8 protein-coding genes are annotated in these 12,453 nt (G+C 61.5%); 5 read left to right on the forward strand and 3 right to left on the reverse strand.

Annotated elements, in window-relative coordinates; translation table 11 throughout:
• Window positions 1-92: 92 nt before the first annotated feature.
• Window positions 93-1,514, reverse strand: coding sequence for an amino acid permease (locus tag CKW29_RS05240; protein WP_095145142.1), 1,422 nt, complete (start codon window positions 1,512-1,514; stop codon window positions 93-95).
• 657 nt (window positions 1,515-2,171) lie between these two features.
• Here CKW29_RS05240 and CKW29_RS05245 point away from each other — a divergent pair.
• From CKW29_RS05245 to CKW29_RS05255, 3 genes are all read left to right on the forward strand, one after another.
• Entirely contained in the window at window positions 2,172-5,288 is a 3,117-nt protein-coding gene (locus tag CKW29_RS05245; protein ID WP_095145141.1) for a transglycosylase domain-containing protein, read from the forward strand.
• Between the two features lie 425 nt (window positions 5,289-5,713).
• Window positions 5,714-6,277, forward strand: coding sequence for a PadR family transcriptional regulator (locus tag CKW29_RS05250; protein WP_095145140.1), 564 nt, complete (start codon window positions 5,714-5,716; stop codon window positions 6,275-6,277).
• On the forward strand, window positions 6,274-7,059 hold the full coding sequence (locus CKW29_RS05255; protein ID WP_095148015.1) for a siderophore-interacting protein: 786 nt from the start codon (window positions 6,274-6,276) through the stop codon (window positions 7,057-7,059). The genes CKW29_RS05250 and CKW29_RS05255 overlap by 4 nt, the downstream gene beginning before the upstream one ends.
• A 135-nt stretch (window positions 7,060-7,194) precedes the next feature.
• Here the strand turns inward: CKW29_RS05255 and CKW29_RS05260 are convergent, their stop codons facing one another.
• On the reverse strand, window positions 7,195-7,866 hold the full coding sequence (locus CKW29_RS05260; protein ID WP_095145138.1) for a Pr6Pr family membrane protein: 672 nt from the start codon (window positions 7,864-7,866) through the stop codon (window positions 7,195-7,197).
• 9 nt (window positions 7,867-7,875) lie between these two features.
• The gene (locus tag CKW29_RS05265; RefSeq protein WP_095079985.1) at window positions 7,876-8,106 is read right to left on the reverse strand and encodes a VF530 family DNA-binding protein; all 231 of its coding nucleotides are present in this window, start codon (window positions 8,104-8,106) and stop codon (window positions 7,876-7,878) included.
• Between the two features lie 278 nt (window positions 8,107-8,384).
• Between CKW29_RS05265 and CKW29_RS05270 the strand changes: the two genes are divergently transcribed.
• Window positions 8,385-9,767, forward strand: coding sequence for a carbohydrate porin (locus tag CKW29_RS05270; protein ID WP_095145137.1), 1,383 nt, complete (start codon window positions 8,385-8,387; stop codon window positions 9,765-9,767).
• 89 nt (window positions 9,768-9,856) lie between these two features.
• Window positions 9,857-12,265, forward strand: a complete 2,409-nt coding sequence (locus tag CKW29_RS05275; RefSeq protein ID WP_095148016.1) for a glucose/quinate/shikimate family membrane-bound PQQ-dependent dehydrogenase — start codon at window positions 9,857-9,859, stop codon at window positions 12,263-12,265.
• The last annotated feature ends 188 nt before the right edge of the window (window positions 12,266-12,453 follow it).

Consider the following 12,453-nt stretch of genomic DNA (forward strand, 5'->3'; position numbering starts at 1 on the left):
GACCGGCGGACATCCCTTCGTTGCAAACAAAAACGCCCGATGCAGTGCACCGGGCGTTTGGGCGAAACAGGTCAGGACAGCGTGTCAGCGACTCAGGAAGCCGAGCGCACTGCACCTTGCGACAGGTTCGTGGGTTGCAGCTTGAACGCATAGAACAGCACGGTCAGCAGCACCAGGAACGCAGGCCCTACGTACAGCGCGATGCGGGTGTCCGGGAAGTACGCCATCAGGCCGACTACCAGCACCAGGAACGCCAGCGCCAGGTAGGAACTTACCGGGTACAGCCACATGCGGTACTTGAGGGCGGCACGCTCGGACGGGCTCAGGCCCTGGCGGAACTTGAGTTGTGCCAGCAGGATCATGACCCAGGTCCAGATCGCACCGAAGGTCGCGATGGCAGTGACCCAGACAAAGACTTTTTCCGGCACCAGGTAGTTCAGCAGCACACCCAGCAGCAGTGCGCCGATCGACAGCAGCAAGGCACGACGAGGTACGCCGTTGCTCGAGGTCTTGGCGAAACCGGCCGGGGCCTGGCCATTTTGCGCCAGGCTGTAGAGCATGCGCCCGGTGCTGAAGATACCGCCATTGCAGGACGACAGTGCGGCCGTGATCACCACGAAGTTGATGATGCCGGCAGCGGTCTTGATGCCCAGGCGTTCAAAGGTCATCACGAACGGGCTGCCCTGGGTGCCGATTTCGTTCCATGGGTAGATCGACAGGATCACGAACAGCGCGCCAACGTAGAACAGCAGAATGCGCCAGAACACCGAGCCGATCGCATTCGGGATGGTCTTCTGCGGGTTCTTCGCTTCACCGGCGGTCAGGCCGATCATCTCCACACCCAGGTAGGCGAACATCACCATTTGCAGGGACATCAGCACGCCCTGCACACCATTAGGCATGAAGCCACCGTGGGCCCACAGGTTGGAAATCCCCAGCGCGACGCCGTCGTTGCCGAAGCCGAAGGCGATGATGCCGATACCGCCAAGCACCATGGCGATAATGGTGACAATCTTGATCAGGGCGAACCAGAACTCGAACTCACCGAACGCCTTCACGGCGATCAGGTTGATCGAACCCATGCTCACCAACGCCGCCAACGCCCAGATCCAGCGCGGCACATCGGGGAACCAGATGCCCATGTACACCGCCACCGCGGTAATTTCCGCGACGCAGGTCACCAGCCACAGGAACCAGTAGTTCCAGCCGGTGAGAAAGCCCGCCAACGGGCCAAGGTAGTCTTGGGCGTAACGACTGAACGAACCCGCCACCGGGTTGTGCACCGCCATCTCGCCCAGGGCGCGCATGATCACCAGGATCGCCAGACCGCCGATGATGTAAGACAGCATGATTGCCGGGCCCGCCATCTCAATGGCCTTGGCCGAACCGAGGAACAGGCCGACACCGATACAGGCGCCGAGCGCCATCAAGCGAATATGCCGTTCGCCGAGTTCGCGTTTGAGCGGGCCGCCTTGAGCGGTCTCGCCGTGGGGCTGGTGATTGCCAACAGGCATAGGGGGACATCCTCGTCTTGTTATTGGATATGACCACCGAGCGTCGACGTACAGACCGGTAAGCCTGTGCGCCGTGATACCGGATCCACTTCGTGAGCAGAGCCTTCTTGTAGGACAAATCCTGCAAGATCAGCGGGACGTGCAGTATAAAGAGCCATCAACAGGTGTTTTCACTCAATAAAAACCAATATTCAGAAAGAAATCTCGGCGAAAGCGGCATTTACGGAGGTGCATTACCTGGAAACTGGCATTAACTCGCCAGCAAAGCGGCGCCGAGTATTGCACAGCCATGGTGCAACGTCATGCCCCTACCTAGGCCGTATTTACCAGATTGATGGCTCTATCTCAGTACTTTCAGGCTAGGACTATCCCTGTGGCTCAGGCTCACTACTTTCAGGCAGCACTTACCCCCGTGGCGAGGGAGCTTGCTCCCGCTCGGTGGCGCAACCACCGCAATGCAGCTGAATGCGGATTACCTGGCACGCTTCAATGGCTGTATCGGGACGGCTGCGCCGTCCAGCGCGAGTAAGCTCGCTGACCACGCAGAGGCCAATACCTGCCATCACACTTTATCCCTTCACAAATTTTTCACCCGCGCCAACCAGCGTCTAAGCTTCAGGCAAGTCCGATAAATCTGCGTGAATGGATCAGTCGACTATGGGCGCTTTGTGGCAAACCGATTCGAGTAAAACTGTGGTGCCAACTGACAGCGTGGACGAAGCGCCTTTACCGCCGAAAAAATCACCCCGCCGCCATTATGCCTGGGGGTCATTCTGGCTATTGCTGGTGATCATTCTGATCGTGCTCGGCTTTGCCATCGAAAAGGAGGTCCGCACCTCCAGGTTCCAGGCTCGCGAGTTCAGCCGGTTTGCAGCCTCGTTGAGTTATTCGATGCAGCCAGGCCCCAGCAACTCGATTCTCTACCCCGGTGCCGGCCCTTTCGACAAACGCCTGGGCTACAGCGCCCTGGGCGAGTTTTTGCCCCGCCTGCTCAAGCGTGACTACGTGATAACCGCGCAAACCCGCTTTTCACCCCAGTTGCTCAAGTACAGCCTCAACGGCTTTTTCGTGCCCTATGCCGAGAAAATCCAGGCCGGCTTGTCGATCACCGATTGCACCGCTGCCCCGCTCTATCAATTCAAGTACCCGCAACAGTTGTACTCGAGCTTCGCGACGATCCCGCCGCTGGTGACCCATAGCCTGCTGTTCATCGAAAACCGTGAACTGCTGGACCCTAAACAGCCCAAGGCCAACCCCGCCGTAGACTGGCCGCGCTTTGCCAAGGCCGCCTGGTCGCAGGTTGCCAAAATGCTTCACTTGCCCGGCCAGACAGCCGGCGGCAGTACCCTGGCCACCCAGCTGGAAAAATACCGCCACTCGCCTGACGGCCTGACCGTGTCGGGCGGCGAAAAAATCCGCCAGATGATTTCCGCCAGCGTGCGCGCCTATCAAGGTGGCCCGCAGACCCTGGTAGCCCGGCAGAACATCGTGCGCGACTACCTCAACAGCGTGCCATTGTCGGCCGTGCCTGGCCATGGCGAAGTGCATGGCATGGCCGAAGGATTGCGGGTCTGGTACGGCGCCGACTTCAATCAAGTCAACCAGGCCCTGGCCAGCGATGCCGCTGACTCGGCAGGCCTGGCGCAACGCGGTCTGGCCCTGCGTCAGGTGTTGTCGTTGATGATCGCCCAGCGCCGGCCATCGTACTACCTGACCAAGGGGCGAGAAGAATTGGCAGACCTCACCGATAGCCATATCCGCCTGCTGGCCCAGAACGGCGTGATCGACAGCGCGCTGACCACCGCGGCGCTCGCCAGCAAGGTGAGCTACCGTGACTGGTTGCAACAACCGACCATCCAGCCGATTGAAACCAACAAAGGCATCAGCGTTGCGCGCAGTCGCCTGGCCTCGATACTCAACCGCCCGCTGTATGACCTGGACCGTCTCGATCTGTCCGCCACCAGCACCTTGCAGGGCGATCTGCAAACCCAGGCAAGCGCCTACCTCAAGCGCCTCGCCGACCCGACCTTTGCCGCCGAAATCGGCCTGTTCGGCGAACGCCTGCTCACCCCCACCAGCACCGCACAAGTGCGCTACAGCTTTACCTTGCTGGAACTGACCCCCGACGGATCGCGGGTGCGGGTGCAGACCGATAGCACCGACCAGCCCTTCGACATCAACGAAGGCAGCAAACTGGAACTGGGGTCCACCGCCAAGCTGCGCGTGCTGACCACTTACCTGCAAATCATGGCCGAGCTGCATGACCGTTACGCAACCAAGACCCCGGCCGAACTGAAAACGGTCGAAGTCGCCGAGCAGGACCGGCTGAGCCGTTGGGCCGTCGACTACCTGATCCAGAACACCGACCGCAGCCTGCCGCTAATGCTCAGCGCCGCGCTGGACCGCAAATACTCGGCCAGCCCCGGCGAAGCCTTTTTCACAGGGGGCGGATTGCACACCTTCCACAACTTCCGCAAAGAGGACAACGGCCGCCTGCCGACCCTGCGCGATGCGCTTCGCGAGTCGATCAACCTGCCCTTTATCCGGCTGATGCGCGACCTGGTGCGTTACACCACCTATTCGGGGCCTGACAACAGCGGCCAGTTGCTCAAGGATGACGTGAACCCGCGGCGCCAGGAATACCTGGCCCAGTTCGCCGACCGCGAGGGCACTTCGTTCCTGCTCAAGTTCTGGAAGAAGTACCAGAAAAAGGATACCCAGGCTCGCCTTGATACCTTCCTGGACAGCATGCACCCGACCCCGATTCGCTTGGCCGCCGTGCACCGCTACCTGCTGCCCGAAGCCACTCAGGAGAGTTTCAACAGCTTCGTGCGCTCCCACCTGAAAACCGCCAAGACCAAGGAAAGTCTCACCGACGAACGCCTGGAACGGCTCTACAACAGCTATGGCCCCGGCTCCTATGACTTGCCCGACCAAGGCTTCATCGCCAAGGTTCACCCACTGGACCTGTGGCTGATTGGCTACCTGATCGACAACCCCGACGCCAAGTTCAGCCAGATCGTCAAAGCCAGCCAATTCGAGCGCCAGGAGGTTTACAGCTGGCTGTTCAAGAGCCGGCACAAAAGCGCTCGCGACAGCCGTATCCGCACCATGCTGGAGATCGAAGCGTTCCTGGACATCCACCAGCGCTGGCAACAAGTGGGTTACCCCTTCGATCACCTGGTGCCGTCACTGGCCACGGCCATTGGCAGTTCCGGCGACCGTCCCGCCGCTCTGGCTGAGTTGGTCGGGACCATTCTCAACGATGGCGTACGCATGCCAACCTTGCGTATCGACACCCTGCATTTCGCCGTCGACACACCCTATGAAACCAGATTGATCAACGACCCTGACAAGGGCAAGCGAGTCATGCCCTCGGAAGTCGCGACCGCCCTGCGCGATGCGCTCTCGCAAGTGGTCGACGCCGGTACGGCAAGACGCGTGGCGGGCAGTTTCAAGCTGGCTGACGGCACACCGCTGGCCATGGGCGGCAAGACCGGCACCGGCGACAACCGCATCGAAGCCGTCGGCTCTGGCGGGCGGATTCTCAGCTCCAAGGCGATCAACCGCACGGCGACCTTTGTGTTCTACATCGGCGACCACCACTTCGGCACCCTGACCGCCTACGTCCCGGGTGCATCGGCCCAGGACTTCAAGTTCACCTCGGCACTGCCGGTGCAGGTGCTCAAGGGGATGGCACCCATTCTCAACCCTTACCTGCAACCGGGAAGCAATACACAGTGTCAGCCAACGATGGCCAGTGCCAAGCCCTGAGCAGACAAAAACACCGCCTCGAATCGAAACCGGTTCGAGGGCGGTAGTCATGTATTTTGCACTCTTTACTCTTCGATCTTTCCGACCCCCCCGGAAAACCCGCCTGTCGTTGCAATGCTGTTCAGTTAAGGCGATGAGACCGGCTGCTCCTACAAAGGTCGACGCTCGCTGAACTGAACAGCATTACGCCTGTACTTGAACTTTTGTTCACCCACGCCCTTGCCTGGTCTGGCCATTCCATTCTTGATCATTGGATGACCTGGAAATGCAATCACCGCCACTGACACGGACGACACTTCGGCCTATGGCCCTCATTTGACTTCAGCGCGCAAGGGTGCGCTCGCCACGCACCGTTGGTCCTGTTCTCTTGATTTTCTATAAAGATATATCTTAAGTTATATCTAAATACGACGAGAGAAAGAAAAATGAGCGACCATCATGTCCACCGTGAACACCTTGAAGGCCGCGACGGCTTCGAAAAACGCCCTGGTCCCGGCCGTGAACGGGGCGGACGCGGCCCTAGGGTCTTCGCTCCTGGCGATCTGAAATTGTTGCTGTTGGCGCTGATCGCCGAACAGCCGTGCCACGGCTACGACCTGATCCGCCAGATCGAGGGCATGTTCGACGGTGCGTACAGCCCCAGCCCCGGGGTGATCTACCCGACCCTGACCTTCCTTGAAGAAAGCGAAATGATCCTGGGCGATGCCGCTGGCGGAAAAAAACGCTACGCCATCACCGAGGCCGGGCGCCTGTCATTGAGCGAACAGGCCGTTGCCCTGGACGGCGTGCGCATGCGCATCGAGGTGAGCAAGCGCTCATTGCGCGGCCACGACCGCCCCGCCGAGATCCACGAAGCGGTGCACAACCTGCGCCATGCCCTGCAGATGCATCACGGGCGCTGGAGCCCGGCAGAAATCCTGCGGGTACGTGACCTGCTCAACAATACTGCCAAGGCCATCGTTGACGGCCCTCAGGAGCACGCCGAATGAGCGAACTGATTGCCAGCACCATTCACCGCGTCAGCCACGAACTCAAACGTCGCCGCCTGCATGTGCTGCGGGTGGTCGACCTGACCCCGCGCATGCGCCGCATCACCCTCGGCGGGCCGGAACTGGCGGGCTTTGTCAGCCAGGGAACCGACGACCACGTCAAACTGTTTTTCCCGCAAACCGCCGCGGAGCAAGCCGCGCTGGAAACTCTGGTGCTGGGCGCCGGCAAGGACAACGGGCCGATGCCTGCGATGCGCGACTACACGCCCCGCCGTTATGACCTGGACACCCTGGAACTGGACATCGACTTCGTCCTGCACGGCGACGGCCCTGCCGCGACATGGGCGGCGCAGGCCAAACCCGGCCAGTGCCTGCACATCGGAGGGCCGCGAGGCTCGATGGTGGTCCCGGACATCTTCGACAGCTACGTGCTGATCGGTGACGAAACCGCCCTGCCCGCCATCGCCCGGCGCCTGGAAGGCTTGGCCGCCAACCGATGCGCGCTGGTAGTGGTCGAGGTAGAAAATGCTGCCGAGCAGCAAGCCCTGAAAAGCTCAGCCCAGGTCAATGTCATCTGGGTGCTGCGTGAAGCTGGCAAGGACAACCTGCTGGCCATGGTCAAACAACTGCAACTGCCCAAGGGCAATCTGTATGCTTGGGTCGCCACGGAAAGCAAAGCCTCGCGGCAGATTCGCCGGGTACTGCTCGATGAGCATGGCCTGGACGAACAACAGATCAAAGCCGTCGGCTACTGGCGGCTGGGAGACAGCGACGAAACCTGATCGTCGCCAGCGCGCTCCCGCTAACGGTCTTGATTGCATGGCTTGCTCTCGCCACACAGAGGAATAGCGAACACTTACCCCTGTGGCGAGCAAGCTTGATTGAGGGTGGGCGCGGGCCGGGCGGCATCGGCGGCACTACCGGCCTTGAGCCATACTCCGTCGCCCGCCCCAGCGATCCAGCCCCACCACCAGCAGCGCCATCAACACAAACCCCAGCAATACCCCACCGGCATTGATGAACACCTGGGCATACCCCAGCGTGTCGACGTCGATGAAGGGATACGGGTACCACCCCAGCGAGTGCCCGCGCAGCAAGACATAGGCGAAGTACAGCAGCGGGTAGATCACCCACAACCCGATGTGCCCCAGGTACAAGGTGCCCTTGGGCACGCAGCGCCACCAGTACAGCAAAAACACCAGCGGCATGATGTCGTGCAGCAATTCGTCAGCCACGAACTGCCAACCCTGCGGGTGCCACAAGTGCCGCAGCAACAGGTTGTAGGCCAGGCCGACCACGGCAATGCTCACGGCGATGCCACTACTGACCCAGGGCTGCAACAGCCAGCGCCGGCCTCTGGACTGCCGCGAGGTCACGGCACAGGTCAGCACCGCCGCCGCCAGGGTGTTGGTCAGCACCGTGAAGAAACTGAAGTAACTCACCAGCCCGCCCAGCAAGCTGGCCTCGACGCTCCAGCGCCCGTACAACACCAGGTACATCTGAATGCTCAGGCCCAGCCAGCCCAGCACAGCAACCAGACGGATCAAACCGCTCTGGGCGGGGGAGCCTCGAGTCAACTCGACAGGCATCGATTTTCCTTAGAGCGGACGTTTGGTGCGCATCAGTTTCACGTAGAGCTTTTCGACTTTCTCGCGGGCCCATGGTGTCTTGCGCAGGAAGGTCAGGCTCGACTTGATGCTGGGATCGCTCTTGAAACAACGAATATCGATACGCTCGGCCAACCCCGACCACTCGTAGTGTTGGACCAGCGCATTGAGAATCTGCTCAAGCGTCACGCCGTGCAGCGGGTTGGTGTTGTGTTCGGTCATGCCGGGCCTTTGCACAAAGAAAGTAAGGAAGGCGCGCACCTTAGCCGAGGGGGCCCCGCGGTGGAAGGATTCTGTGCGGCACAGCCTTAACTCTAGGCGAAGTTTCCCCCCCGGCTGACTGTTACCGAATCCGAAAGGATTCATGTCGAGAAAAGCCCTTTCTCTATTTGTAACAGATCATTATCCTTGCGCCCTCAAGCTGAAACGTTTCTCCCAATCGTTTCACCCCCTTGCGCGTTCAGCTCTCTCCTATAGAAAAAGACCCGAATTTCTTCTTTATGCCTGACCTTCAGACCTTACGAGACAGCGCTGTCTCAACAGCGATTGCCCGCCGAAATGCCCTGAGCCTGCTCAGTGGTCTTACCGCCCTGGGCCTCGCCACCTGCACCCATGCCGCCCCGGCCTTCGATAGCGAGTCACCGTGGATGCTCGGTGACTGGAACGGCACACGCAGCGAACTGGCGGAACAAGGTTACGACTTCAAAATCGACTACACCGGCGAAATGGGCAGTAACCTGCACGGCGGCTACGACCAGGACCGCACCGCGCGCTACAGCGACCAGTTCGCCTTCGGCAGCCACCTGGACCTGCAAAAGATCCTCGGCTGGAACGATGCCGAGTTTCAACTGACCATCACCAAGCGCAGCGGCAACAACATCAGCAACGACCGGATCAACGATCCACGGGTCGGTGGCTTCACCTCGGCCCAGGAAGTCTGGGGGCGTGGCCAGACCACGCGCCTGACGCAGATGTGGTACCAGCAGAAATTCCTCGATGAAAAACTCGACATCAAGGCCGGCCGCTTTGGTGAAGGCGAAGATTTCAACAGCTTCCCCTGCGACTTCCAGAACCTGGCGTTCTGTGGCTCCCAGGTCGGCAACTGGGCTGGAGGCATCTGGTACAACTGGCCGGTCAGCCAATGGGCACTGCGGGTCAAGTATCACCTGACACCCGAGCTGTACGCGCAAATCGGGGCCTATGAGCAGAACCCCTCGAACCTGGACAAGGACAACGGCTTCAAGCTCAGCGGCAGCGGCACCCAGGGCACCGTCGTGCCGGTGGAGCTGGTATGGACGCCGACACTCAATGACCTGCCGGGCGAATACCGTGCCGGTTACTACTACAGCAGCGCCAGCGCCAGCGATGTCTACAAGGACAGCAACGGCCAGCCCGCGGCCTTGAGTGGCGAGGCGTACCGCAGCGCATCGAGCAAGCACGGCATGTGGCTGGGCATCCAGCAGCAATTGACCAGCGTTGCCAGCGACCACTCGCGCGGCCTGAGCGTGTTCGCCAACGGCACGATGCACGACAAGAAAACCAACGCCATCGATAACTACGTCCAGGCCGGCGTCGTCTACAAAGGCCTGTTCGATGCCCGTGCCAAGGACGATATCGGCGCAGCCATCGCCCGGGTCCACGTCAACCCGGCCTACCGCAAGAACGCCGAGGCGAGCAACCAGGCCCACGCTGCCTTCGACTACGACGACCCGACGTATCTGCCGCCGCAAGACACCGAATACAGCGCCGAGCTCTATTACGGCGTGCATGTCACCAACTGGCTGACCGTGCGCCCGAACCTGCAATACATCCGCCACCCGGGTGGCGTGAATGAGGTCGACGACGCGCTGATCGGCGGGATCAAGGTGCAGTCGTCCTTCTAACCCCGCAGTAACCGAACCCTGCCCACGCCTGTTCGTCATCTACAGTGAACAGGCGCGGGACTACTTGAAACGTCACGGAGAATCGCACTATGAGCACTGAAGGTGCTTCAAGTCCAAGCCGCCTGATGCCGAGCCTGCTCGGCATTGTGCTGCTACTCATGGGCCTGGCCTTGCTGGCCGGGGGGATCAAGCTGAGCCTGCTCGGCGGCTCGCTGTACTACCTGCTGGCCGGCATCGGCCTGGTACTGACCGGCATTCTGTTGCTGGCCGGCCATCGCGCTACCCTGGGCCTGTACGCACTGGTGCTGCTGGCCAGTACCGCGTGGTCGCTGTGGGAAGTGGGCCTGGACTGGTGGCAACTGGTGCCGCGCCTGTCACTGTGGTTCGCCCTCGGCGTAGTGATGCTGCTGCCATGGTTCCGCCGCCCGCTGCTGCGCAACGGCGCTGCACCGCTGGGCACCGGCGCGCTGAGCGTGGCCGTGGTGCTGGCGGGGGCCACGGCCCTGGCCAGCCAGTTCACTCACCCCGGTGAAATCCTCGGTGAATTGGGTCGCGACAGCGCCGACATGAGCAGTACCGCACCGCAAATGCCCGATGGCGACTGGCAGGCCTATGGCCGTACCGAATTCGGCGACCGCTACTCGCCACTCAAGCAGATCACCCCGGACAACGTTGGCCAGCTGCAGGAAGCCTGGCGCATCCGCACTGGCGACCTGCCGACCGCCGGTGACCCGGTGGAGCTGACCAACGAGAACACCCCGCTCAAGGCCAACGGCATGCTCTATGCCTGCACCGCCCACAGCAAGGTGCTGGCACTGGACCCGGATACCGGCAAGGAAATCTGGCGCTTCGACCCGCAGATCAAGAGCCCGGTGGGTTTCAAGGGCTTCGCCCACATGACCTGCCGTGGCGTTTCCTACTACGACGAGAATGCCTACGCCAAAGCGGATACCTCGGCCGCCGTCATCTCCGAAGCCGGCAAGGCCGTTGCCCAGGCCTGCCCGCGTCGCCTGTACCTGCCGACCGCCGATGCACGTCTGATCGCCCTGAACGCCGACACCGGCAAACTCTGCGAAGGCTTCGGCAATCAAGGCGTGGTTGACCTGACCCAGGGCATCGGCCCGTTCACCCCGGGCGGCTACTACTCCACCTCGCCTGCCGCGATCACTCGCGACCTGGTGATCATGGGTGGCCACGTCACCGACAACGAGTCGACCAACGAGCCCTCCGGTGTGATCCGCGCCTTTGACGTGCGTGACGGTCACCTGGTGTGGAACTGGGACAGCGACAAGCCAGACGCCACCGAGCCTTTGCCGGCGGGCGAGCACTACAGCCGCAACTCGGCCAACATGTGGTCCCTGGCCAGCGTCGATGAGAAGCTGGGCATGGTCTACCTGCCACTGGGCAACCAGACCCCTGACCAATGGGGCGCCGACCGTACCCCGGGCGCCGAGAAATTCAGCGCTGGCATCGTCGCGTTGGACCTGTCCAGCGGCAAGGTGCGCTGGAACTATCAGTTCACCCACCACGACCTGTGGGACATGGACGTCGGCAGCCAGCCGACCCTGCTGGACATGAAGACCGCCGACGGCATCAAGCCGGCGCTGATCGCACCGACCAAACAGGGCAGCCTGTACGTGCTCGACCGTCGCGACGGCACGCCGATCGTGCCGATTCGCGAGGTCGCGGCGCCACAAGGCGCGGTGCCTGGCGACCGTACCGCCCCGACCCAGGCGCGCTCGGACCTGAACCTGTTGGCTCCGGACCTGACTGAAAAAGCCATGTGGGGCGCCAGCCCGTTCGACCAGATGCTGTGCCGCATCCAGTTCAAGGAACTGCGTTACGACGGTCAGTACACCCCGCCGTCGGAACAAGGCAGCCTGATCTATCCGGGTAACGTCGGTGTGTTCAACTGGGGCGGCGTCTCCGTTGACCCGGTGCGCCAGATGCTGTTCACCAGCCCGAACTACATGGCCTTCGTCTCGAAAATGGTGCCCCGCGCCCAAGTGGCGGAAGGCAGCAAGCGCGAGAGCGAAACCGCTGGCGTGCAACCCAACACGGGCGCACCTTACGCGGTGATCATGCACCCGTTCATGTCGCCGATCGGCGTACCGTGCCAGGCACCGGCCTGGGGCTACGTGGCCGGTATCGACCTGACCACCGGCAAAGTGGTGTGGAAACGCAAGAACGGCACCAGCCGCGACAGCTCGCCACTGCCAATCGGCCTGCCCATCGGCGTGCCAAGCATGGGCGGCTCGATCGTCACCGCCGGTGGCGTGGGCTTCCTCAGCGGCACCCTGGACCAGTACCTGCGCGCCTACGACGTCAACACCGGCAAGGAACTGTGGAAATCACGCCTGCCGGCCGGCGGCCAAGCCACCCCCATGACCTACACCGGCAAGAATGGCCAGCAGTACGTACTGCTGGTGGTCGGTGGTCACGGCTCCCTGGGAACCAAAATGGGCGACTATGTGATCGCGTACAAACTGGCCAACTAAACGCCAGCAGCGACAACGAAAAAGGCGACTACCGCAAGGTAGCCGCCTTTTTTGTGAGCAATGTCCCGTCCTGAATAAGGTTTACACCTTCTGACCTATTTTCAGGAGGACACAATGGATTCAGGCAAAAGGCGCAGTCAGCGGGATTACACGCTGGCTTTTAAACTGTCGGTCGTCGATCAGGTCGA

The organism is Pseudomonas sp. Irchel s3a18, assembly GCF_900187535.1.
GTDB lineage: Bacteria > Pseudomonadota > Gammaproteobacteria > Pseudomonadales > Pseudomonadaceae > Aquipseudomonas.